This window comes from Micromonospora sp. SYSU B005, assembly GCF_055362685.1.
Genome location: NZ_JAXCFU010000004.1, coordinates 127,996 through 150,459 on the forward strand (window position 1 = coordinate 127,996; position 22,464 = coordinate 150,459).

Below are 22,464 nucleotides of genomic sequence, written 5' to 3' on the forward strand. Positions count from 1 at the left end.
GCGTCACGCCCAGGCGGGCGGCGGCGGGCCGCTCAGGCGCTCGGCGGCGCGGCGGTGAACGCGGCCCAGGCGTGCGGCGGGAACACCAGCACCGGGCCGGCCGGGTCCTTCGAGTCGCGGACCGCCACCGCGCCGGGCAGCGGCGCCATCTCCACGCAGGCGCCCTCGTCGCCGCTGTGGCTGCTCTTGCGCCAGCGGGCCGGTGTGGGATTCGTGCCGTTCATCTGGTCACCTCTCGTTCAGCAGGCGGAGGAGCTGGTCCCGACTGGCCGCCGGGCTCAGCGCCACGGTCCGCAGGTGCTCCATGATCTTGGCGCAGGTACGCAGGTCACCCGGCCGGTCGAGGACCATCTGCCCGGCGACTGTCTCCACCGAGGCGATGATCGGGTCCTCCGGGTCGGCGAACTCCAGGATGTGCAGCGAGCCCCGCGTGCCCCGGTGGTAGCCGGCGGCGAGCGGGATCACCTGCACCGTGACGTTCGGCAGCTCGGCCATCTTCAGCAGGTGCTGGAGCTGGCCGGACATGACCGAGCGGTCACCGACCGGGCGCAGCAGCGCGCCCTCGTCGATGATGGCGTCGAGGATCGGCGGCTCGGACCCGGAGAGCCGCTGCTGGCGGTCCAGCCGTAGCTGGACCCGTTGCTCCACCTGCTCGTCGGTGAGCGTGTGCGGCCCGCCGCGCATCACCCCGCGGATGTAGTCGGCGGTCTGGAGCAGACCGGGCACCACCGACGGTTCGAAGTTCGCGATGCCGGTGGCCTCGGCCTCCAGCGCGATGAAGTCGATGGTGCGCTGGTCCAGCAGGTACGAATAGGACACCCACCAGCCCGGCTTGCGGGCGTCCTTCGCCAGCTGCACCGCCGCGGCGATGTCGGCCGGGTCCACGCCGTAGCTGGTCAGCAGCGCGCGCACGGTGGCGGGGCTGACGAGCGTCTGCGCGTTCTCGTAGCGGGACAGCGTGCTCCGGGTGCTGTTGATCTCGTCGGCCGCGGCCTCCAGGGTGAGGCCGACGGCCTCCCGGTGGGTCCGCAGGGCGATGCCGAGCCGTCGGGCCCGGGCGGTCTTCGGCGCCATGTATCGATGGTCGCACATCTCGCGGGAAAGCGGGCATGAGAGAAAGTCGATGAGAGTTGCATTCATGCCGGTGAACCTGTCAATGTGTGACGGCGTCCTCACCGGCGGTTGTCGTGGCGACGGTGGTGGTGAGCGACCGGAGGGGATGGGGCGCGCGGTGGTCGGATTCTTCACTCCCCCACGATCCGACCGCCGCGTGCCCCTGCCGGTCCACGAGACGGGGAGGGGTTGCGCGGTGACCAGGTTCCTGGTGGTCCTGACCGACGTGCGTCCGCCGGACGGCAGCCGGCGTGACGAACGGACCAGCCCGGAACGCCGCCGCCAGGTGGTCGGCGCGAGCAGTCGGGAGGCGGCCGACCGGATCGCCGGCGCGTTCATGGCGCTGGGCATGGTGCGGGCCGGCCGGCAGCGCGTGAAGGTCATCGCGGTCGGCCGCCGGCCCCGGCACCCGGCCTTCTGAGACACACCACTCCGTTACTCCCCGTATATGTCACCTTGACCGTTTGCCACGCGACTCCGCGTCTCCCCGGGTAACGACCACCGCTTGCGGCAACGCACAGTAAGGTCAGTCGGGTGAGCGCCACCGGCGAGCACGGCCAGCCGCAGTCGCGAACGATGAGGTGACCATGACCACCCCAGGCAAGACCCGTGTGGCGATCGTCTTCGGCGGCCGCAGCCCCGAGCACGGCATCTCGTGCGTCAGCGCCGGCAGCGTGCTGGCCGCGCTCGACCCGGACGAGTTCGAGGTGGTCCCGGTCGGCATCACCCGGCACGGCCAGTGGGTGCTCGCCAGCGGCGACCCGAGCCGGCTCGCCATCGCCGACCGCAAACTCCCCGAGGTCACCGCCGGCTCCGGCGCCGAACTGGTGCTGCGCGCCGACCCCGCCGTCGGCGGCCTGATGGTGCTCGACCCCGCCCAGGGGCCGGTCGCGCTGGCCGACGTGGACGTGGTCTTCCCGGTGCTGCACGGCGCGTACGGGGAGGACGGCACCATCCAGGGCATGCTGGAGATGGCCGACATCCCCTACGTCGGCGCGAACGTCTTCGCGTCCGCCGCGGCCATGGACAAGGAGTTCACCAAGAAGCTCTGCGCCGCCGAGGGCATCCCGGTCGGCCCGTACGCGGTGCTGCGCGCCGGGATGTCGCTGAGCGACGAGGACAAGGAGCGCCTCGGGCTGCCCGTCTTCGTCAAGCCGTCCCGCGCCGGCTCCTCGTTCGGCATCACCAAGGTCGACGACTGGGCGGACCTGGACGCCGCGCTCGTCACCGCGCGGGAGATCGACAGCAAGGTGCTCGTCGAGGGCGCCGTGGTCGGCCGCGAGATCGAGTGCGGAGTGCTGGAGGGCGAGGCCGGTGGCGCGCCGGAAGCCTCAGTGCTCGCCGAGGTGCGGATGATCGGCGACCAGGACTGGTACGACTTCGAGGCCAAGTACATCTTCGCCGACCAGGTCTGCGAGTACGACGTACCGGCCGACCTGCCCGAGCCGGTCGCCCGGCAGGTGCGCGACTACGCCACCCGGGCCTTCACCGCGCTCGACTGCTCCGGCCTGGCCCGGGTCGACTTCTTCGTGACCCCGCAGATGGACGTCTACCTCAACGAGATCAACACGATGCCGGGCTTCACCCCGACGTCGATGTTCCCGCGGATGTGGTCGGCCAGCGGGCTGGAGTACCCGAAGCTGGTCAACCGGCTGATCCGTACCGCCCTGCACCGCCGCGCCGGCCGCTGACGGCCGGCACCGCCCGCCGGCCGCTGGGCCGGCGGGCGTCAGGCGGAGCAGCCCGAGGGGGCCTGCTTCGCCGAGGGGACCGAGCTGACGATCGTGTCGGAGATCGAGGTCACCCACTGCAGCGGCGGCTCGTACGACTTCGGCACCCGCACCCGGATCGGGGTCTCCCGGTCGACGGTGGTCAGCACCGTGGCGTCGGCCTCCTGCGCCGCGTGCCAGCAGACCTGGTTGACCTTCCACACCTCGTCGGTGGGCGGGAACTCTGCCGGGCTGCCGCCGCAGGCAACAGTCAGCGCCGGGTCGCCGTACGCGGCGTTCTGCTCCGGGCCCGCGGTGACCGGACGCTGCGGCAGGTCACGCACGCTGTCCGGGAGCTGCGACATCAGGGCCCGGCAGAGGATGGTCGGGCGCTCGGCCAGGGCCGGAGCCGGCATCTCGACCGGCGCGCTGGACTGCGCCCGGGGACTCGCCGACGCGCTCGGCTCGGCGTCCGGCGACTCCGGGGCCAGCTTGGCGAACGTGAACCCGGCGACCGCCAGGGTCACCGGCACCGCGACGAGCGTCGCCCAGAGCGCGGCACGGCGGGTGGCGCCGTCCCGGCGGGGGGAGGTGTCCTTCTCGTCCACTTACAGCCGCACCACCGAACACGTGAGGGTGCGGGTGATGCCGGGCACCATCTGCACCTTGCTGACGATGAGTTTGCCGAGCTCGTCGACGGTGTTCGCCTCGGTGAGCACCACCACGTCGTACGGCCCGGTGACGGCGTCGACCCGCACCACGCCGGCCAGGTCCGCGATCAGACCGGCCACGTCACGCGCCCGGCCGACCTCGGTCTGGATGAGGATGTACGCCTGTACCACGACTCGACCTCCGTCCGTCGCCTCCGGGCGACCCGAAGGGTGAAACTACCGTACTGAGCGGCCGTGATCCCTATCGGTTGCCGGTCGGACGCGGTGAGCGAGCACACGCCGGTACGGACAGGGGTGGGACGTGCGGAACGACGCAGCGGAGCGAGGGGACGGAATGACTGTCACTGATGTCGGCGAGTTCGGCCTGATCGGCCGGGTGACGGCCCGGCTGGCGCAGGGACGGCATTGCCTGCTCGGCCCCGGCGACGACGGCGCGGTGGTGGCCGCGCCGGACCGGCGGGTGGTCGCCTCGACCGACGTGCTGGTGGAGGGGCGGCACTTCCGCCGCGACTGGTCGTCGGCGCGGGACGTGGGACACCGGGCGGCGGCGGCGAACCTCGCCGACATCGCCGCGATGGGCGCCACCCCGACCGCGCTGCTCGTCGCGCTCTGCATGCCGGCCGAGCTGGACCCGGCCTGGGCCGAGGAACTGGCCGACGGGCTGGGCGCGGAGGCGGCGCTGGTCGGCGCGAGCGTGGTCGGCGGGGACATGTCCGGCAGCCCGACGCTCACCGTCGCGGTGACGGCGCTCGGCGACCTGGCCGGCCGCGACCCGGTGGTGCGTTCCGGCGCCCGCCCCGGCGACGTGGTGGCGCTGGCCGGGCGCACCGGCTGGTCGGCGGCCGGCTACACCGTGCTGTCCCGGGGTTTCCGCACGCCCCGGCTGCTGGTCGAGGCGTTCCGCCGCCCCGAGGTGCCGTACGCCGCCGGACCCGCTGCCGCCGCGGCCGGGGCCACCGCCATGATCGACGTGTCGGACGGGCTGCTGGCCGACCTCGGGCACGTGGCGACCGCCAGCGGCGTCGCGATCGACGTGAGCCGCGACGCGTTCGAGGTGCCCCGGCAGATGCGGGACGCGGCGCAGGCGCTCGGCGTCGACCCGTACACCTGGATCCTGGCCGGCGGCGAGGACCACGCGCTGGCGGCGACGTTCCCGGCGGACGCCGCGCTCCCGGACGGCTGGCGGCCGGTCGGGCGGGTGGCGGCCGGCGCCGGGGTCACCGTCGACGGCGCCGCCCACAGCGGCCCGCGCGGCTGGGACCACTTCCGCCGGACGGCGGAATAGCCAGCACAGCCGGCGGACGGCGGAGTGATCTGCGTCCGACCCCGGGCCGCCGGGCCGGGCTCGGACCGGAGGCGGTCGTAACCTGGCACGGTGAGCGAGATCGAGATCCGGGAGCGGCGCTTCGACGCGCCCGAGTCGCAGGCGCTGATCCGGGCGGCGCTGGCCGACCTCGGCGCCCGGTACGGCGGCAGCGGCGACGAGACCCCCGTCGACGCGGCCGAGTTCACCCCGCCGGACGGTACGTTCCTCGTCGCCTACCTGGACGGGCGGCCGGTCGGCTGCGGCGGCTGGCGCAGCCACGGCGAGGACGGCGACACGGCCGAGCTGAAGCGGATGTACACCGACCCGGCGGCCCGGGGCCGGGGCGTGGCCCGCGCGGTGCTCGGCGCGGTCGAGCGGTCCGCCCGCGACCACGGCCGCAAGCGGATCGTGCTGGAGTGCGGCGACAAGCAGCCCGAGGCGATCGCCATGTACACCTCGGCCGGCTACGAGCGGATCCCGAACTTCGGCTTCTACAAGGACGCCCCGGGCTGCCTGTCGTACGGCCGCACGCTCTAGCCGACGGTGATGCGGATCTGGCTCGCGGCGCGGCGGGCGGCGTCCGCCGCCTCGTCCGGGGTGGTGCCCCAGGTCATCAGGTGCCCGCTGCGGTGCGCCGAGGAGAGCAGCTCCGGCACGGTCTGACCGACCTTCGTCTCCACCTGCACGTCGAGCACGCCCGGCACGCGCAGCGCGTCGCGCCTGCCGTCCACGGCGGTGACCCGGCCGGGCGGCGCGATCAGGAACTCGATCGCCGCCGCGCCGGTCGCCCGCGCCGGCAGCTCCGGCCGTTCGCCGCGCAGGATCCGAAGGTACGCCTCGATGACGTCCCGCTCGTAGGCGATCGAGATGAGCGCGGTGATCATGTCGCCGGGCATCCGGGCCGCGCACTCCACCAGCGTCGGCACGCCGTCGGCGAGGATCCACTCGCTGTGCAGCATGCCGCTGCGGAAGCCGGCCGCCTCGGCGAGGCGTACCGCGGCGGCGCGCAGCGCGTCGTTCGCGTCGGCGGGCAGCGCGGACGGCACGGTGTGGCCGGTCTCGACCGGGTAGCGGCCACCGGCGATCCGCTTGTCGGTGACGTTGGCGAAGACCACCTCGCCCTCGGCCACGAGCAGCTCCACGCTGTGCTCGGAACCGACCAGCAGCTCCTCGACCAGCACGCCGGTGGGCAGGCCGCGCTCGGTGGCCTCGGCCGGGTCGGGCGGCGCGGCGCTGGCCGCCCAGCGGGCCGGCACCTCGGCCGCGTCGGTGATCAGCTGCACGCCCAGGCTGCCCGAGCGCCGGGTGGGCTTGAGCACGCACCGGCCGCCGTGCGCCTGCGCGAACTCCACCGCCCGCGCCGGGTCGTCGACCAGCTCGTACGCCGGGTTGGCGAGCCCGATCCGGTCGGCGAGCAGCCGCATCCGGTGCTTGTCGGAGAAGACGTCGGCGGCCTCGACGCCGGCGCCGGGCAGGCCGAGCCGTTCGGCGAGCCGGGCGGTGGCGCCGACCGCGTACTCCAGGCCGGGCAGGACCAGCCGGGCGTCGGCGAGGCCGGGCTCGCGGGCGAGCAGGGCGTCCGGGTCGAAGCCGGTCTGGTACTCGGCCGCGACGAGACGCCCGATCATCGGCAGCCGCTCGGCGAACCGGGCCAGGTCGCGGCGGGCGATCACGTCCGGCTCCTCGACCAGCACCACGCTGCCCGGCGGCAGCTCCTGGTCGAACCAGCTCAGCGAGCCGAACGACGCGCCCACCACCACCAGTTGCTCGCGACCCAGATCGAGGTCCACCGGTCATCCTCCCCACGGCTCGCGCCGGAACCGGACGGCCGGCGCAGCAGCACCCTAACCGGCCGGATCGAGGCGGTCGCCGTACGGTCGGTCAGGGGTGCGGGGGCGGGTCGGCCGATACCGGGCCGGTGGGCACGGCGGGTCGCCGGACACGACAGAAGCCGGCGGACCCCGAAGGGATCCGCCGGCGACCGACGATGTTCCGGTGGCGCTACCGCGTCAGGCGCGGGTGACCTTGCCGGCCTTGATGCACGAGGTGCAGACCTTCAACTTCTTGGTGTTGCCGCCACCGGCCGGGGTGCGCACCGACTGGATGTTCGGGTTCCAGCGGCGGTTGGTCCGCCGGTGCGAGTGGGACACGTTGTGGCCGAAGCCCGGCCCCTTGCCACAGACGTCGCACACGCTAGCCACGGGATACTCCTGGGATTGAAACGTTCATGAGGTCGCCGCCAGGCGCTGCCCGGGCAACCTGGTCAGGTTACCCGATGACAGTCGGTACGCCCAACCGGCCCTTTCGCGAGCCCACCCAGCGTACCGGCGTCCCGGCCGGGCCGTCCGCCGGGGCGGACACGCGGCGACGACCCCGGCGCGTGTCGGTGTGCGCCAGTAGGCTTCCCGACGTGCTGGAGACCCTCGACGCCGCAGCGGTACGCCGCTGGTGCGCGAGCGGGCTGGCCGCCCTCCGGGCCCACCAGGGCGAGATCGACGACCTGAACGTCTACCCGGTGCCCGACGGCGACACCGGCACCAACCTGGTGCTCACGTTCACCTCCGCCCAGCAGGCCCTGGCGATGGACCTCGGCACGCTCCCCGACGACGGGCACACCCCGCACGGGCATGCGCTGCGGCTGATGGCCCGGGGCGCGCTGCTCGGGGCGCGCGGCAACTCCGGGGTGATCCTCTCGCAGATCCTGCGCGGTCTCGCCGACACGCTCGCCGCCGTGCCCGCGGTGCGCGGGCGGCAGCTCGCCGAGGCGCTGGCCGACGCCACCACCGCCGCCTACGCCGCTGTCGCCCGGCCGGTCGAGGGCACGCTGCTGAGCGTGGTCGCCGCCGCGGCGCACGCGGCTCGCCGGGCGGACAGCGACGACCTGCGCGCCGTGGCCAGGGCCGCGAGCGAGGCGGCGGCGCACGCGCTGGCGCGTACCCCCGAGCAGTTGCCGGAGCTGGCCCGCGCCGGCGTGGTCGACGCCGGCGGGCGCGGCCTGTGCCTGCTGCTGGACGCGCTGGTCGAGGTGATCACGGGGGAGAGCCCGGGCCAGCCGGCGCCCGCGCCGCCCGCGCCGCCCGCCCGCCGCGCGCCGGTCACCGCCGTGCGGGAGAGCGGCTCCGACGCGTACGCCTACGAGGTGCAGTACCTGCTCGACGCAGGCGACGAGGCGGTGACCCGGCTGCGCGCCGAGCTGGACGCGCTCGGCGACTCCCTCGCGATCGTCGGCGACGGCGCCGGCACCTGGAACGTGCACGTGCACGTCAACGACATCGGGGCGGCGGTCGAGGCGGGCGTGGTCGCCGGCCGCCCGCACCGGATCAGCGTGAGCCGCTTCGCCGACCAGACCGCCCCGGCGCCGGGGCCGCAGGTGCCGCTGCCGGAGGGGCGGGCCGCCGTGGTGGTCGCCACCGGCGCGGGCATCGCGGAGCTGTTCGCCGCCGAGGGTGCCGTGGTGGTGCCCGCCAACCCGTCCACCGGTGAGCTGCTCGACGCGATCCGGGCCACCGGCGCCGCCCGGGTGGTGGTGCTGCCGAACGACCCGAACACCCAGTCGGTGGCGAGCGCGGCGGCCAAGGAGGCGCACGGCCTCGGCATCAAGGTGAGCGTGGTGCCCACCCGCTCGCCGGTGCAGGCGCTCGCGGCGCTCGCCGTCCGCGATCCGAAGCGGCGGTTCGAGGACGACGTGATCGCGATGGCCGAGGCGGCCGGCGCCTGCCGGTACGCGGAGGTCTGCCACGCCGCCCGGGAAGCGCTCACCGTCGCCGGCCCGGCCCGCCCGGGTGACGTGCTGGCCCTGGTCGAGGGCGAGGTGCACCTGATCGGGCAGGATCTGGTCGACACCTGCACCGCAGTGGTGGACCGGATGCTCGGCGGTGGCGGTGAGCTGGTCACACTGCTCTGCGGCGCCGATGCGCCGGCCGGGCTGGCCGACCGGGTCCGCGCGCACGTCGAGGGGGCCTGGCCGTTCGTCGAGGTGCAGGCGTACGAGGGCGGGCAGCCGCACTATCCGCTCCTGGTGGGGGTCGAATGACTGGTGAAGCGGCCACTGTGGACACGCCGCTGAAGAAGCTGGTCGGTGAGCGCACCGCGAAGGCGCTGGCCGGGCATCTCGACCTGCACACCGCGGGCGACCTGATCTACCACTTCCCGCGCCGGTACGACGAGCGCGGCGAGCACACCGACATCCGCTCGCTCGATGTGGGGGAGCAGGTCACGGTGCTCGCCCAGGTGCAGCGCACCGCGGTGCGCCCGATGCGCCAGCGGCGCGGCAACCTGCTGGAGGTGACCGTCGGCGACGGCTCCGGCGGCGTGCTCACCTGCACGTTCTTCGGTAACCAGGCGTGGCGCGAGCGGGAGCTGCGGCCCGGCCGGTGGGGGCTGTTCGCGGGCAAGGTGACCGAGTTCCGGGGCAAGCGGCAGCTCAACGGCCCGGAGTACGTCCTGCTCGGCGAGGGCGGCGAAGGCGAGGCGGCGGCGAACGAGGAGGTCGAGGAGTTCGCCGGGGCGCTGATCCCGGTCTACCCGGCCGCGGCGGCGGTGCCGACCTGGGTGATCGCCCGCTGCGTCCGCGTCGTGCTCGACACGTTCACCCCGCCGGAAGACCCGCTGCCGGCCACCGTGCGGGCCACCCGCAACCTCGTCGACATCGGCACCGCGCTGCATGAGATCCACCGTCCGACCAGCAAGGAGGCGCTCTACCGGGCCCGCCGCAGGCTGAAGTGGGACGAGGCGTTCGCCGTGCAGCTCACGCTGGTGCAGCGCAAGCAGCGGGCGGCGGCGTCCCCGGGACGGGCCCGGCCGGCGAAGGCGGGCGGTCTGCTCGACGCGTTCGACGCGCGGCTGCCGTACGAGCTGACCTCCGGCCAGCAGGTCGTCGGGCGGGAGATCGCCGCCGACCTGGCCCGGCCGCACCCGATGCACCGGCTGCTCCAGGGCGAGGTGGGCTCCGGCAAGACGGTGGTGGCGCTGCGCGCCATGCTCCAGGTGGTCGACGCCGGTGGGCAGGCCGCGCTGCTGGCCCCGACCGAGGTGCTCGCCGCCCAGCACCACCGGGGCATCCTCGACCTGCTCGGCCCACTCGGCCGGGCCGGTGAGCTGGGCGCCGCCGACGACGCCACGCGGGTGGAACTGGTCACCGGTTCGCTCGGCGCGGCGGCCCGGCGCCGGGCACTGGCCGAGGTGGCCGAGGGCCGCGCCGGGATCGTGCTCGGCACGCACGCCCTGCTCTACGAGGGCGTCGACTTCCACGACCTCGGCCTGGTGGTGGTGGACGAGCAGCACCGCTTCGGCGTGGAGCAGCGCGACGCGCTGCGCGCCAAGGCCGAGCAGCCGCCGCACGTGCTGGTGATGACCGCCACCCCGATCCCGCGCACCGTGGCCATGACCGTCTACGGCGACCTGGAGACCTCCACGCTGTCCCAGCTGCCGCAGGGCCGCTCGCCGATCGCCTCGCACGTGGTCCCGGCCGCCGAGAAGCCGGCGTTCCTCGACCGGGCCTGGCGCCGGTTGCGCGAGGAGGTCACGAAGGGCCACCAGGCGTACGTGGTCTGCCCGCGTATCGGTGAGGGGCCGGTGTCGGACGAGGAGCCGCCGCGGGAGGACGACAACGGCCGGCGTCCGCCGCTGGCGGTGACCGAGGTGGCCCCGCTGCTGGCCGAGGGGCCGCTGCACGGCCTGCGGATCGGGGTGCTGCACGGGCGGCTGCCGGCGGACGAGAAGGACGCGGTGATGCGCGCGTTCGCCGACGGCGAGCTGGACGTGCTGGTCGCGACCACAGTGGTCGAGGTCGGCGTGAACGTGCCGAACGCGACGGTGATGATCGTGCTGGACGCCGACCGGTTCGGTGTCTCCCAGCTGCACCAGTTGCGCGGCCGGGTGGGCCGGGGTTCGGCAGCCGGTCTGTGCCTGCTGGTCACCGAGGCGGCCGAGGGCTCGTCCGCGCGGGAGCGGCTGGACGCGGTCGCCTCCACCACCGACGGCTTCAAGCTCGCCGAACTCGACCTGGAGCAGCGCCGCGAGGGCGACGTGCTGGGCGCCACCCAGTCCGGCCGGCGCTCGCACCTGCGGCTGCTGTCGCTGCTGCGTGACACCGAGCTGATCCGCGACGCGCGGGCCGAGGCGACCGAACTGGTCGAGGACGACCCGGATCTGGCCCGGCACCCGGCGCTCGCGGCGTCGGTGGCCGCACTCGTCGACGAGGAGCGCGCCGAATACCTGGAGAAGGGCTGACGGCGGCCGGTGCGGTCGCGGGGCTGCGGCCCGCGCGTCGCGTGCCTAGGCTCGCGCAGATGTCGACACCATCACTCGAACGCGGCGTGCTGCTGCTGACCCGGGGCGACGAAGTCGTGGTGGACCGGGTGGCCGGAGTCGCCGACGAGGCGTCCGGCCGGCGCTGCACCGCGGCGACGCGGTTCCAGATCGCCTCGATCAGCAAGCAGATGGCCGCCGTGGCGGTGCTGCTGCTCGCCGAGCGGGGAGCGCTGAGCCTGTCCGATCCGGTGGTACGCCGTCTGCCCGGCACGCCGCCGCCACAGTGGTCCGGCATCACGCTGCACCACCTGCTCACCCACACGTCCGGCCTGGGCCACTGGGAGGACTACCCGGCGATCGACCTGCACGGGCCGGCCGAGCCGGACGAACTGCTGGACCGGTTCGCGGCGCTGCCGCCGCTGTTCCGGCCCGGAGCCGGGTGGCACTACAGCAGCCCCGGCTACGTGCTGCTGGCCCGGACCGTCGAGCGGGTGGCCGACCGGCCGTACGCCGAGTTCCTCGCCGAGGAGGTCTTCGCGCCGCTGGGCATGACTGGCAGCTTCGCCGGTTCGGGCGAGGGGCGGCCGGACGTGGCGACCGGACACGAGGGCGGCCGTCCGGTGCCGTCGTGGGACCTGACGACGGTCAGCCTGGGCGCGGGCGACGTCTGGTGCACCGGGGCGGACCTGCTCACCTGGCTCGACGTGCCGCGCCGGGGCCGGCTGCTCGCCCCGGACTCGGTGGCGGCGATGACCGCGCCGCACGCGCCCACCGGGCGGCCCGAGGAGGCGTACGGCTACGGCTTCTTCGTCGGCCCGCTGGCCGGCCGGCGGGCGCTGCACCACTCCGGGGACAACGGCGGCTACAAGGCGTTCGCCGCCTGGCTGCCCGACTCCGACCAGCGGCTCGTGCTGCTGACCAACCGGGCCGAGGTCGATCCGGTCGCGATCACGTCGGTGCTCGACGCGGCCTGACCGCCGTATCCACGGCGAGGGCGCGCCGGCCGGGTGGTCGGCGCGTCGCGTAGCGTCGGGGCATGCGCAGGGAGCGACGGTGACCCGGATCGTGGCCGGCACGCTCGGCGGCCGGCGGATCGCCGCGCCACCGGGTGCCGGAACCCGGCCCACGTCCGATCGGGTCCGTGAGGCGCTGTTCAGCGCCGTGCACTCGCACGTCGACCTGGACGGCGCACGCTTCGCCGACCTGTACGCCGGTTCCGGCGCGGTCGGTCTGGAGGCGCTGTCCCGGGGCGCGGCCCACGTCCTGCTCGTCGAGTCCGACGCGCGGGCCGCCCGGGTGATCCGGGAGAACATCGCCACGCTGCGGGCCGCGCCGGCCGCCCGCCTGGTCACCGGCAAGGTCGCCGGCGTGCTGGCGGCGGGACCGGACGGCGGGCCGTACGACGTGGTCTTCGCCGACCCGCCGTACGCGGTGCCGGACGCGGAGATCACCGCGATGCTGGCGGCGCTGGTCGACGGCGGCTGGCTCGCACCGGACGCCCTGGTGATCGTCGAGCGGTCCAGCCGTACCGGACCGGTCACGTGGGTGGAAGGTGTCACTCCGGAGCGCAGCAGACGTTACGGCGAGACCACTCTTTGGTACGGTCGCCGATCATGAGACGTGCGGTCTGCCCGGGCTCGTTCGACCCGGTCACCAACGGACACCTCGACATCATCGGCCGGGCCAGCCGGCTGTTCGACGAGGTGATCGTCGGAGTGCTGGTCAACCAGTCCAAGCAGGGCCTGTTCACGGTCGAGGAGCGCATCGGGATGCTCCGCGAGGTGACCGCCTCCTACGACAACGTGCGGGTGGAGTCGTTCCGCGGCCTGCTCGTCGACTTCTGCCGGGCGCAGCAGGCGAGTGTGCTGATCAAGGGCCTGCGGGCGGTGAGCGACTTCGACTACGAGCTGCAGATGGCCCAGATGAACATCGGCCTGGCCGGCGTGGAGACGCTCTTCATGCCGACCAACCCGCTCTACTCGTTCATCTCGTCCAGCCTGATCAAGGACGTGGCGAAGTGGGGCGGCGACATCTCCGCCCACGTCCCCGCCCTGGTCCGCGCCCAGCTGACCACCCGCCTCCGCCCCTGACCCCGCCCGCCCCTCCGCCCACCCCACCCCCGCGATCTTGCAGTTTCGGCCCGGACATTCCTCCCGCAAGGGGCGAGCGCCGGGCCGCAAGTGCAAGATCGCCGGGGAGAGGGGCGGGGGAGGGTGAGGGAGCGCGGGGGCGACGCGCCGGGTGGGGCGGGTGGGGCGGTTGTGGCTCGGGCGCGACATGATGTCTGCAGCGCCGAGAACGGGCGCGAGGCCGCATGATGGAGAGCGGCCGACGAAGACAGGAGTGAGGTACCGGTGGACCCGCTCGATCGCATCGACGAACTGATCGCCATGGTGGAGCAGGCCCGCTCCGTCCCGATGTCGCGCAACAACTGCATGGTCGACCGGGGCGAGATGATCGCCGTGCTCGACGAGTTGCGCGCGGAGCTGCCCGCCGACCTGCGCCGCGCCGCCGCGCTGCTCGAGGAGCGGGACAAGATCATGGAGGCCGGCAAGCGCGAGGCCGACCGGATCATCAGCGAGGGTGAGGCGGAACACGCCCGGCTCGTCTCGGTCAACGAGATCACCGTCTCGGCCGAGCACGAGGGCGCGCGGATCATCGCCGAGGCGCGGGCCGAGGCGCAGCGCCTCCGCGAGGAGGTGGACGACTACGTCGACACCGCGCTGGCGAACTTCGAGCAGTTCCTCACCCGGGCGCTGGCCTCGATAGAGCGCGGCCGGGACAAGATGCACGCGCTGCGCGAGATCGGGACCTTCGGCGGGGACGAGGCGGACCGCCCGCTACCCTTCTGAGCGGCGCGCGGGCCGGTCGCCGACAGCCGGCTCCCGCCGGGCCGGAGGTGAGCCCCCGGTTCGACGGTCCGCCCGTCTGGCAGGTAACCTTCTTTGTCGGCCTCTCAACGGCCGGAGTCTGACTATGCCCAAACACTCGCCAAGCACACTCAACCCCAGGTCGCCGCTGGTCCTCGACACGAGGGAACTGCCGCGCCGACCTGGCGCGTTGCGTACGCACAAGCGGGTCGTGCTGGCACCGGCGGACCTCGGCGTGGAGTTGATCGGCGTGCCGGAGGGCGCGGACCTCGACCTCGACCTGAGGTTGGAGTCGGTGTCCGAGGGCGTACTCGTCTCCGGGACCGTCACCGGTCCCGTCAAGGGCGAGTGCGGCCGCTGCCTGCGCGAGATCGACGACTCGTTGGCCGTGACGATCCAGGAGCTGTACGCGTACGAGAACAGCACCACGGACGACACGACCGAGGAGGACGAGGTGGGCCGGATGCAGGGCGATCTGATCGACCTGGAACCGGCGTTGCGGGACGCGGTGGTGCTGGCGCTGCCGACGAACCCGCTCTGCCGGGAGGACTGCCCAGGCCTGTGCCCCGAGTGTGGGGTGCACTGGGACGATCTGCCGGCCGACCACAGCCATCAGCAGGTCGACCCGCGTTGGGCGAGCCTGACGCAACTGACCCGTACAGAGGAGTAAGAACCGTGGCCGTCCCCAAGCGCAAGATGTCGCGCAGCAACACCCGCGCCCGCCGGGCGAACTGGAAGGCCTCGGCGGTGGCGACCGTGGCCTGCCCGCAGTGCAAGTCGGCCAAGCTGCCGCACGCCGCCTGCTCCGTCTGCGGCACCTACAACGGCCGTCAGGTCCTCGAGGTCTGACCCGGCTGCCGAGTGACGTCCCCGACCACCGGTCGGGTGACGCGCGCACCAAGGCTCTCGCCCGGTGCCCCGGCTCCCGCCACCGCCGACCGGTTCCCGGCCGGCGGATCGTCGGAGCCGGGCACCGCGCGGATCGCCGTCGACCTCCTCGGCGGGGACGATGCTCCCGCCGTCGTGGTTGACGGCGCTCTGCGAGCGGTACGCACGGATCCCGCCCTGCACCTGATGCTCGTCGGCCCGATCGAGGTGGCCGACGAGCTGATCGGTGCGCTCGACCCGGCCCAGCGCGCCCGGGTCACGGTCCGCCCGGTACGGACCGCCGTCGGCATGGCCGACCATCCCACCGCCGCTCGCGGCGAGAGCACGGTACGCACCGCCGTGCAGGCCGTCCGCGACGGACTCGCCGACGCGGTCGTCTCCGCCGGCTCGACCGGCGCCACGGTCACCGCCGCCGCGCTCGGCCTCGGCCGCTGGACCGGGATACGCCGTCCCGCGCTCGCCGCCACGCTGCCCGCCGTCGAGGGGCCGGTGGTGCTGCTCGACGTCGGCGGCACGCTCGAACCCGGCCCGGCCACGCTGGCCCGGCACGCCCTCCTCGGCGCCGCCTACGCGTCGGTGGCCCACGCCGTCACCGCACCCCGCGTCGGGTTGCTCTCCGTCGGCCTCGAGACGGGCAAGGGCGACCGGCTGCGCCGCGTCGCCGCGCCCGCGCTCGCCGCCGCGCCGCTGCCCTGCGACGGCCGCTACGTCGGCCTGGTCGAGGGGTACGACATCTCGCTCGGCGCCCGCGCCGACGTCGTGGTGACCGACGGATTCACCGGAAACGTCCTGCTCAAGGCCATCGAGGGCGCGTACGCCATGGCCGGCGGCCCGCCGTCACGCGGCGGTGCCCCGCGTGCCGCGGCGCTGCTCGGGGTGGGCGGCACCGTGGTGGTGTGCCACGGCGCGGCCGGCTCCGAGGACGTCGCCTCCGGTATCGCGCTCGCGGCCCACCTGTGGCGCCGCGACGCCGCCGCGACGGTCCGCTCCCTGCTCGCCGGCATCCCGCACGATCTCGCACCTGACCGACACGACACCGAGGTAGCACCATGACCAACGACAAGCGGCGGCGTGCTCCCGTCGGCCACCTGGAGGCGGCCTTCGGGGTGTCGCTCGACCCGGAACTGCTGGAACGCGCGCTGACCCACCGCTCGTACGCGTACGAGAACGGCGGCCTGCCCACGAACGAGCGGCTGGAGTTCCTGGGCGACTCGGTGCTCGGCGTGGTGATCACCACAGCCCTGTTCCACAACCACCCCGACCTGCCCGAGGGGCAGCTGGCGAAGCTGCGCGCCAGCGTGGTCAACATGCGGGCGCTCGCCGACGTGGCGCGTGGCCTCGGCCCGGACGGGCTCGGGGCGTACCTGCTGCTCGGCAAGGGCGAGGAGGCCACCGGCGGCCGGGACAAGGCGAGCATCCTGGCCGACACGCTGGAGGCGCTGCTGGGCGCGATCTACCTCCAGTACGGCCTGGACACCGCCGCCATCGTCATCCACCGGCTGTTCGACCCGCTGATGGCCGAGTCGGCGGGCCGGGGCGCGGCGCTGGACTGGAAGACCAGCCTCCAGGAGCTGACCGCCGCGCTCGGGCTCGGCGTGCCCGAGTACCGGATCGAGGGCACCGGACCGGATCACCTGAAGACGTTCACCGCCTGGGTGGTGGTGGCCGGCAACCGCTACGGCGGCGCGGAGGGGCGCAGCAAGAAGGAGGCCGAGCAGCGCGCGGCCGAGTCGGCCTGGCGGATGCTCACCGAGCAGGCCGAGGCCGAGGCGGCGGCGCGGGCGGAGGCGGCGGCGCGGGCCGAGGCGGAGACGAGCCCGCAGGACGACACCTCCGACGTGGAGGCGGGCGCCGGCCGTGCCTGAGCTGCCCGAGGTCGAGACCGTCCGGGTGGGACTCGCCCAGTGGGTGATCGGCCGGCGGATCGCCGCCGTCGAGGTGCGCCACCCCCGGGCGGTACGCCGGCACGCGCCCGGCGGCGCGCACTTCGCCGACGTGCTCGCCGGCCGGACGATCACCGGGGTACGCCGCCGGGGCAAGTACCTCTGGCTGCCGCTGGACAGTGGCGACGCGGTGATCGGCCACCTCGGCATGTCCGGCCAGTTGCTGTTGCAGCCGGTCGGCGCGGCCGACGAACTGCACCTGCGGGTCCGGTTCCGGTTCGCCGACGACGGGCCGGAGCTGCGCTTCGTCGACCAGCGCACGTTCGGCGGGCTGTCCGTGTCCGAAGGTGGCGCGGAGCTGCCCGCCGAGATCGCCCACATCGCCCGCGACCCGATGGACCCGGAGTTCTCCGACGAGGCGTTCGTGGCGGCGCTGCGGCGCAAGCGTACGGAGATCAAACGCGCGCTGCTCGACCAGACGCTGATCTCCGGGGTGGGCAACATCTACGCCGACGAGGCACTGTGGCGGGCGAAGCTGCACGGCACCCGCCCGGCCGACGCGCTCACCCGTCCGGCCGCGCTGCGGCTGCTCGGGCACGTGCGGGACGTGCTCGCCGAGGCGATCAAGCAGGGCGGCACCAGCTTCGACGAGCTGTACGTCAACGTCAACGGCGAGAGCGGCTACTTCGACCGGTCGCTGAACGCGTACGGCCGGGAGGGCGAGCCCTGCCCGCGCTGCGGCGCTCCGATCCGGCGGGAGGCGTTCATGAACCGGTCCTCCTACAGCTGCCCGCGATGCCAGCCGCGGCCCCGGGGCACCCTCCGGGGATGACCCCGAGCCGATTCGGGGTTGCGCCGGTGTGCATCGCCCGGCGGTCCCCGGAGACGCGCCGGAGCGTACCCGGAGATGCCCTTTTCCGCCCGGTCCGCGCGGCCGGTTCCGGCCGCGCGGACCTCGCCCGGCGGATCGGGGACGAGCGGGGGCCGTTCCCCGATGTCGGGGCCCCGCCCGCTGCCTAGCGTCATCTGGGGTCGGCACAGGGCCGGCATCAGGAGGGTGGAACCCGGGACATGGGCAGGCGACCGGTGACCGTGCGGCTGGCACGGTGGAGTGCGGAGCATCCGTGGCGCGCGATCGCGTTGTGGGTGGTCTTCGTGGCGGTGTGTTTCGTGGGCGGCAGCGCCGCCGGGCTGAACGAGGCGACCGACGAGGATCAGGCGATCGGCGAGTTCGGACGGGCACAGCTGATCGTCGACAGTGGCGGGTTCGACCGGCCGGCGACCGAGAACGTGCTGATCACCGCCCGTTCGGGTTCGCTCGACCAGGCGGCGGCGAAGGCCGCCGCGCAGGACGCGGCGGACCGTTTGCGGCAGGTCGACGGCGTGGCCTCGATCGGTACGCCGATGCCGTCGCGCGACGGCAGCGCGCTGCTGGTGCCGATCACCATGTCGGGCGACCCGGGCACCGCCGGGGAACGGGTGCAGCCGCTGCGGGACAGCACCGCGAAGGTGCAGGACGCGCACCCGCAGCTACGGGTGGAGCAGGTCGGCGGCGCGTCGATCGACAAGGCGCTCGACGACACGCTCGGCAAGGACTTCAAGCGCGCCGAGCTGCTCAGCCTGCCGGTGACGCTGGCCATCCTGATCATCGCGTTCGGCGCGCTGATCGCCGCCGGGGTGCCGGTGCTGCTGGCGCTGTCCTCGGTGGCCGCCGCGATGGGTCTCTCCACACTCGCCTCGCACCTGGTGCCGGCCACCGACACCACCGCCAGCGTCATCCTGCTGATCGGCATGGCGGTCGGCGTGGACTACTCGCTGTTCTACGTGCGGCGGGAGCGGGAGGAACGGGCGAAGGGCCGATCCGGCCTGGACGCGGTGGAGATCGCGGCGGAGACCTCCGGGCACGCCGTGGTGGTCTCCGGCACCGCCGTGATCATCTCGATGGGCGGTCTGCTGCTCGCCCAGGACGCGATCTTCTCGTCGCTGGCGGTCGGCTCGATCCTGGTGGTGGCGGTCGCGGTGATCGGCTCGCTCACAGTGCTGCCGGCGCTGCTGGCGAAGCTGGGTCGCTGGGTGGACCGGCCGCGGGTGCCGCTGCTGTGGCGCCTCACCGCCCCGCGCAACGGGCAGCCGGCCCGGCCGCGGTTCTGGCCGGCGGTGCTCAAGCCGGCGCTGCGCGCACCGGTGGCCACGCTGCTGATCTCGGTCGCGCTGCTGCTCGCGCTCGCCGCGCCCGCGCTCGGCATGAAGCTGAAGTTCCCCGGCCCGGAGGACGTGCCGCGCACCACCGCCGCCATGCAGGCGTACGACCGGCTCACCGCGGCCTACCCGAGCAACGGCACCAGCCACACGGTCGCCGTGCGGGCGCCCGCCGAGCAGGCCGACCGGGTGCGGGCCGCGCTCACCGACCTGGCCGGCCGTACCGCCGCCGACCCGCTCTTCGCGCCGGCCGAGGGGGACGGCCCGGAGATCCAGGTGTCGGCGGACCGGCAGGTGTCGGTGCTGGAGGTGGCCACGCCGCACGCCAGCCGTTCCGACGAGGCGTCCCGGTCGCTGCACGAGCTGCGCGAGGACCTGGTCCCGGCCACGCTCGGCGGCATCCCGGGCGTGGAGTACGCGGTCGGCGGCGGCGTGGCCGCCAGTGAGGACTACGCCGCCCACATCTGGGCGAAGCTGCCGATCGTCGCCACGTTCGTGCTGGCGCTGACGTTCCTGGTGATGGCGTGGACGTTCCGGTCGATCGTGGTGGCGCTGACCTCGATCGTGCTGAACCTGCTCTCCGCGGGCGCCGCGTACGGGCTGCTGGTGCTGGTCTTCCAGAGCACCTGGGCGGAAGGGCTGCTCGGCTTCACCTCGATGGACGCGATCGTCACCTGGCTGCCGCTGTTCCTGTTCGTGGTGCTGTTCGGACTGTCGATGGACTACCACGTGTTCGTGGTCAGCCGGATCCGTGAGGCGGTCGACCGGGGCATGCCCACCCGGGAGGCGGTGGCGTACGGCATCACCTCCTCGGCCGGTGTGGTGACCAGCGCGGCGGTGGTGATGGTGGCGGTGTTCTCCATCTTCGCCACGCTCAGCATGATCGACTTCAAGCAGCTCGGCATCGGCCTGGCGGCGGCGATCCTGCTGGACGCCACGATCATCCGGGCGGTCGTGCTGCCCTCGGTGATGACGCTGCTGGGCGACGCGAACTGGTGGGCGCCCCGCTTCATGCGCCGCCGGCGGCCCGTCCCGGCGGTCGAGCCGCCGCCCGCCCCGGCACCGGAGCTGGTCGGCGCTCGCTGAGCCCGAGCGGACCCGCCCCGGTCGGCTCGGTCCGGGGCGGGTCCGGGGCTCGGTCCGGCGCCCAACCGGTGGTCCCGAGCCGCTTGACATCGGTTCCGGCTCGTGCAGGCCGCTGAGAAGGCATTCGTGTTCGCGCGGTATACCTGAGAGGCATATTCATGACTCTCAGGTATACCGCCTTCCGTGCATCTGTTCGCCGGTGAGGTCACGGAGAGTGTCGGCAGCTTCGGTGCTGGATGACCGTCATCGGCGCCCCGCTCCCCGGCGGGAGGGGCGGCGGGATGTCACGGCAGGGCGCACGGCTCCCGCCAGGCGTCCAACCGGCGGTCCTTGCGGATCGAGGCGAAGCCGTAGCCGACCGAGGTGACGCAGAAGTCGGCCGGCTCGCCGGTGTACTCGACGTGGAAGACCGGCTTTCCGGCATCGACGAACGGCAGCAGCTTCGCGCACTCGCGGCGGCGTACGCACTCCTGGTTGACCGCGAAGTCGAAGTCGGGGGCCAGCGCCGCCACCTGCGGCACGTCGTCGACCAGGCCGGGGGAGAGGTCCAGCTTGCGGGCCAGCCCGGCCAGCCGGCGGTGGAACAGCAACTGGTCGTCGAAGTCCAGCGGGAAGCCGGAGCGGTGCCGGTAGCCGTCCGCGTCGGCGAGCGCCACCGCGCCGAAGCCCTTGCCCCGGCACAGCCGGAACCGGTCGGCCAGCACCGGCGCGAGCGCGTCCCAGGCCCGTACGTCCAGGAAACGGCTCCCCGGCCGCCCCGGCACCGCCGCGCCGCGTACGGCGGTGGGGAAGCGGGTGGCGTCCGGGTCGTCGGCGGCGTACGTGCCGACCCGGACGTGGCAGACCAGCCGGCGGCCCCGCTCGCGCAGCGCGGCGGTCTCGGCCGAGGTGGTCGCCACCGGGTCGAGGAGGAAGACGTCGGCGTCGACAGTCACGTCCACCGGGGAGGTGAGCTGCCACTGCCACCGCCAGCCGGCGGCCTGCGCGGCCGGCCAGGGCGTGGGCGCGCCGGGCGGCGTGATCGGCCGGCGGCAGGCCGGCACCGGGGCGAGCAGCAGCGCGGTCAGCGCGAGCGCCACGCCCCGGCGCGGGCCACGTCGGCGGACGCGGGCCGGCCGGGAGCGCGGCACGGCCCACACCGGCCGGATCCGCATCGACAGCTCCCCGGACGCGGGCGGCCCGACGCCGCCCCCGACCGGTCAACGAGCGCCGGGCCGGTCACGACGCGCGGTCAGCTCGGGGTGGCGAAGACCTGCGTCCAGTACGGCCCGTTGCTGCGCGCCACACCCACCCCGATCTGGGTGTACGAGCAGTTGAGGATGTTCTTCCGGTGGCCCTCGGAGTTCATCCAGCCCTCCATGACCGCCGCCGGGGTCTGGTAGTTCCAGGCCACGTTCTCGCCCACCATGCGGTAGCTGTAGCCGGCGGCCTTGACCCGGTCCCAGGGCTGGCTGCCGTCGCTGCCCGTGTGGTCCATCTTCTGGTGGTCGGCCTGGTCCTGGCTGTGCCGCTGGGCGGCCAGGTTCAGCTTGGCGTTGACGGTGAGCGCCTTGCAGCCGGCCTTCGCCCGCTCCTGGTTCACGATCGTGACGACCTTCTGGAGCTCGGCGCTCAGCCCGGTCGTGGCGGTGGCCTTGGTGCTCGTGGAGCCGCCGCTGGACCCGCCACTGCTCGACCCGCCGCCGCCCGGGGCGCTGCTGCGCTCCTGCTGCCGCGACGGGGCGGTGCTGCGGCTCGGCTTCGGGGTGGCCTTCTTCGTCGGGCTCGGCGCGGCGGTGGTCGGTACGGCGGACGGGCTCGCCGACTCCGGCGCGGCGGCGTCATCGGTCCCGTCGGGCGCCTGCGGCGCGGCGGCCACCGGCGCGTCGGCGGAGGTGCGCTTCGTGCCCTGGTCGTCGCCGGGCAGCAGGACGGCGCCCACGCCGAGGCTCACCACGAGCGTCGCCGCGGCGGCGGCCCCGCCGATCACGAGTGGCCGGGACAGGCGCCGCTTCGGGCGCCGCCGGTCGTCGGCCGGGGTGTCGGTCGCCGGCTGCCAGGTCGTGGTGGGCTGCTCCCAGCCACCGGCCGGCTGCTCGTGGCCCTGCCACGCGCCGTGCTGTTCCCGGCCCTGCCACGCGGGCTCCTGGCCGTGCCATGCGGTGGTCGGCTGCTCCTCGCCGTTCCACCGGTCCCGGGGGGCCGGGGGCGCGTTCTCCGGGCCGTAGCCCGCAGGGGCCGGGCCGGCGGGCGGCCGCTGCGCGGCGTCCCCGAACAGGTACGACGACCGCGGCTCGGGCCGGTCGCTGAGCCACGCCGGACCCTCGTCGGTCGGCGGCTCGGGACGCCGGCGGGCGTCCTCCGGTTCGATCGGGTCGTTCCAGCGGTACACGCCTGTCCCCTCCACGGGTCGGTTGCGGGCCCGGGTGACGCTACGGGCGCGCTCCGAGCTGCGGCAACGTGGCTAAGAAAGAGTTAAGGCGAAGTCGGCGCCGAGGATGAGTCGTT

The 22,464-nt window shown here is 74.1% G+C and carries 24 protein-coding genes; 16 read left to right on the forward strand and 8 right to left on the reverse strand.

Annotation, left to right across the window (positions count from 1 at the left end; genetic code table 11):
- Positions 1-32: 32 nt before the first annotated feature.
- Complete coding sequence (locus SM452_RS12150) at positions 33-224, reverse strand: DUF397 domain-containing protein (RefSeq protein WP_262014756.1); 192 nt, start codon at positions 222-224, stop codon at positions 33-35.
- A 4-nt stretch (positions 225-228) separates the two neighbouring features.
- Positions 229-1,074, reverse strand: coding sequence for a helix-turn-helix domain-containing protein (locus SM452_RS12155; RefSeq protein WP_262014757.1), 846 nt, complete (start codon positions 1,072-1,074; stop codon positions 229-231).
- Between the two features lie 235 nt (positions 1,075-1,309).
- Between SM452_RS12155 and SM452_RS12160 the strand changes: the two genes are divergently transcribed.
- Both SM452_RS12160 and SM452_RS12165 read left to right on the forward strand, forming a co-directional pair.
- Positions 1,310-1,534 (forward strand): hypothetical protein, encoded by a 225-nt coding sequence (locus SM452_RS12160; protein ID WP_194799685.1) that lies wholly within the window; start codon positions 1,310-1,312, stop codon positions 1,532-1,534.
- A 166-nt stretch (positions 1,535-1,700) separates the two neighbouring features.
- A complete protein-coding gene (locus SM452_RS12165) occupies positions 1,701-2,804 on the forward strand; it encodes a D-alanine--D-alanine ligase family protein (protein WP_463839938.1) in 1,104 nt (367 codons plus the stop codon).
- 38 nt (positions 2,805-2,842) lie between these two features.
- Here the strand turns inward: SM452_RS12165 and SM452_RS12170 are convergent, their stop codons facing one another.
- On the reverse strand, positions 2,843-3,430 hold the full coding sequence (locus SM452_RS12170; RefSeq protein WP_262014758.1) for a DUF3515 domain-containing protein: 588 nt from the start codon (positions 3,428-3,430) through the stop codon (positions 2,843-2,845).
- Positions 3,431-3,664, reverse strand: a complete 234-nt coding sequence (locus SM452_RS12175) for an Lrp/AsnC ligand binding domain-containing protein (RefSeq protein WP_013284547.1) — start codon at positions 3,662-3,664, stop codon at positions 3,431-3,433.
- Positions 3,665-3,827: 163 nt separating this feature from the next.
- On the opposite strand from SM452_RS12175, the gene SM452_RS12180 reads away from it, so the two are divergent.
- A complete protein-coding gene (locus SM452_RS12180; protein ID WP_355514027.1) occupies positions 3,828-4,778 on the forward strand; it encodes a thiamine-phosphate kinase in 951 nt (316 codons plus the stop codon).
- A 90-nt stretch (positions 4,779-4,868) separates the two neighbouring features.
- Positions 4,869-5,336: a GNAT family N-acetyltransferase gene (locus tag SM452_RS12185; protein WP_135243728.1), complete on the forward strand. Its 468-nt coding sequence runs from the start codon at positions 4,869-4,871 to the stop codon at positions 5,334-5,336.
- On the opposite strand, the gene SM452_RS12190 is transcribed toward SM452_RS12185, so the two are convergent.
- A complete protein-coding gene (locus tag SM452_RS12190; protein WP_262014760.1) occupies positions 5,333-6,589 on the reverse strand; it encodes an ATP-grasp domain-containing protein in 1,257 nt (418 codons plus the stop codon). The genes SM452_RS12185 and SM452_RS12190 overlap by 4 nt on opposite strands.
- Before the next feature lie 219 nt (positions 6,590-6,808).
- The gene (gene rpmB / locus SM452_RS12195; protein WP_011905179.1) at positions 6,809-7,000 is read right to left on the reverse strand and encodes a 50S ribosomal protein L28; all 192 of its coding nucleotides are present in this window, start codon (positions 6,998-7,000) and stop codon (positions 6,809-6,811) included.
- Between the two features lie 209 nt (positions 7,001-7,209).
- Here rpmB and SM452_RS12200 point away from each other — a divergent pair, with 209 nt between their 5' ends.
- The 12 genes from SM452_RS12200 (at position 7,210) to SM452_RS12255 (ending at position 19,977) form a co-directional block, all read left to right on the forward strand.
- Positions 7,210-8,832: a DAK2 domain-containing protein gene (locus SM452_RS12200; protein ID WP_463839939.1), complete on the forward strand. Its 1,623-nt coding sequence runs from the start codon at positions 7,210-7,212 to the stop codon at positions 8,830-8,832.
- Positions 8,829-11,030 carry an ATP-dependent DNA helicase RecG gene (gene recG, locus SM452_RS12205; protein WP_463839940.1) on the forward strand — a complete coding sequence of 734 codons (2,202 nt, stop codon included), beginning with the start codon at positions 8,829-8,831 and terminating at the stop codon, positions 11,028-11,030. The genes SM452_RS12200 and recG overlap by 4 nt, the downstream gene beginning before the upstream one ends.
- 59 nt (positions 11,031-11,089) lie before the next feature.
- On the forward strand, positions 11,090-12,025 hold the full coding sequence (locus SM452_RS12210; protein ID WP_463839941.1) for a serine hydrolase domain-containing protein: 936 nt from the start codon (positions 11,090-11,092) through the stop codon (positions 12,023-12,025).
- A gap of 79 nt (positions 12,026-12,104) precedes the next feature.
- The gene (gene rsmD / locus SM452_RS12215) at positions 12,105-12,668 is read left to right on the forward strand and encodes a 16S rRNA (guanine(966)-N(2))-methyltransferase RsmD (RefSeq protein WP_262014765.1); all 564 of its coding nucleotides are present in this window, start codon (positions 12,105-12,107) and stop codon (positions 12,666-12,668) included.
- Positions 12,665-13,141, forward strand: coding sequence for a pantetheine-phosphate adenylyltransferase (coaD, locus tag SM452_RS12220; protein WP_463839942.1), 477 nt, complete (start codon positions 12,665-12,667; stop codon positions 13,139-13,141). The genes rsmD and coaD overlap by 4 nt, the downstream gene beginning before the upstream one ends.
- A 264-nt stretch (positions 13,142-13,405) precedes the next feature.
- A complete protein-coding gene (locus SM452_RS12225) occupies positions 13,406-13,903 on the forward strand; it encodes an SPFH domain-containing protein (protein WP_262014767.1) in 498 nt (165 codons plus the stop codon).
- Between the two features lie 124 nt (positions 13,904-14,027).
- On the forward strand, positions 14,028-14,591 hold the full coding sequence (locus SM452_RS12230; RefSeq protein WP_355514042.1) for a YceD family protein: 564 nt from the start codon (positions 14,028-14,030) through the stop codon (positions 14,589-14,591).
- A gap of 5 nt (positions 14,592-14,596) precedes the next feature.
- Positions 14,597-14,770, forward strand: a complete 174-nt coding sequence (gene rpmF / locus SM452_RS12235) for a 50S ribosomal protein L32 (RefSeq protein WP_030500827.1) — start codon at positions 14,597-14,599, stop codon at positions 14,768-14,770.
- A gap of 132 nt (positions 14,771-14,902) precedes the next feature.
- Complete coding sequence (locus SM452_RS12240) at positions 14,903-15,862, forward strand: phosphate acyltransferase PlsX (protein ID WP_262014827.1); 960 nt, start codon at positions 14,903-14,905, stop codon at positions 15,860-15,862.
- Positions 15,859-16,674: a ribonuclease III gene (gene rnc, locus SM452_RS12245; RefSeq protein ID WP_262014768.1), complete on the forward strand. Its 816-nt coding sequence runs from the start codon at positions 15,859-15,861 to the stop codon at positions 16,672-16,674. The genes SM452_RS12240 and rnc overlap by 4 nt, the downstream gene beginning before the upstream one ends.
- Positions 16,667-17,524 (forward strand): bifunctional DNA-formamidopyrimidine glycosylase/DNA-(apurinic or apyrimidinic site) lyase, encoded by an 858-nt coding sequence (gene mutM / locus SM452_RS12250; protein ID WP_262014769.1) that lies wholly within the window; start codon positions 16,667-16,669, stop codon positions 17,522-17,524. Before rnc ends, mutM begins: the two co-directional genes overlap by 8 nt.
- Before the next feature lie 239 nt (positions 17,525-17,763).
- Positions 17,764-19,977: an MMPL family transporter gene (locus SM452_RS12255; RefSeq protein WP_463839943.1), complete on the forward strand. Its 2,214-nt coding sequence runs from the start codon at positions 17,764-17,766 to the stop codon at positions 19,975-19,977.
- Between the two features lie 284 nt (positions 19,978-20,261).
- Here the strand turns inward: SM452_RS12255 and SM452_RS12260 are convergent, their stop codons facing one another.
- On the reverse strand, positions 20,262-21,131 hold the full coding sequence (locus tag SM452_RS12260; protein ID WP_262014771.1) for an endo alpha-1,4 polygalactosaminidase: 870 nt from the start codon (positions 21,129-21,131) through the stop codon (positions 20,262-20,264).
- 77 nt (positions 21,132-21,208) lie between these two features.
- Positions 21,209-22,348, reverse strand: a complete 1,140-nt coding sequence (locus tag SM452_RS12265) for a CAP domain-containing protein (RefSeq protein WP_463839944.1) — start codon at positions 22,346-22,348, stop codon at positions 21,209-21,211.
- Positions 22,349-22,464 lie beyond the last annotated feature (116 nt).

Coding starts and splice junctions, on each gene's coding strand:
- SM452_RS12180 (WP_355514027.1), top strand. CDS start 3,828: ATGACTGTCACTGATGTCGGCGAGTTCGGCCTGATCGGCCGGGTGACG.
- SM452_RS12230 (WP_355514042.1), top strand. CDS start 14,028: ATGCCCAAACACTCGCCAAGCACACTCAACCCCAGGTCGCCGCTGGTC.
- SM452_RS12165 (WP_463839938.1), top strand. CDS start 1,701: ATGACCACCCCAGGCAAGACCCGTGTGGCGATCGTCTTCGGCGGCCGC.
- SM452_RS12150 (WP_262014756.1), bottom strand. CDS start 224: ATGAACGGCACGAATCCCACACCGGCCCGCTGGCGCAAGAGCAGCCAC.
- SM452_RS12255 (WP_463839943.1), top strand. CDS start 17,764: ATGGGCAGGCGACCGGTGACCGTGCGGCTGGCACGGTGGAGTGCGGAG.
- rnc (WP_262014768.1), top strand. CDS start 15,859: ATGACCAACGACAAGCGGCGGCGTGCTCCCGTCGGCCACCTGGAGGCG.
- coaD (WP_463839942.1), top strand. CDS start 12,665: ATGAGACGTGCGGTCTGCCCGGGCTCGTTCGACCCGGTCACCAACGGA.
- recG (WP_463839940.1), top strand. CDS start 8,829: ATGACTGGTGAAGCGGCCACTGTGGACACGCCGCTGAAGAAGCTGGTC.
- SM452_RS12210 (WP_463839941.1), top strand. CDS start 11,090: ATGTCGACACCATCACTCGAACGCGGCGTGCTGCTGCTGACCCGGGGC.
- SM452_RS12155 (WP_262014757.1), bottom strand. CDS start 1,074: ATGGCGCCGAAGACCGCCCGGGCCCGACGGCTCGGCATCGCCCTGCGG.
- SM452_RS12260 (WP_262014771.1), bottom strand. CDS start 21,131: ATGCGGATCCGGCCGGTGTGGGCCGTGCCGCGCTCCCGGCCGGCCCGC.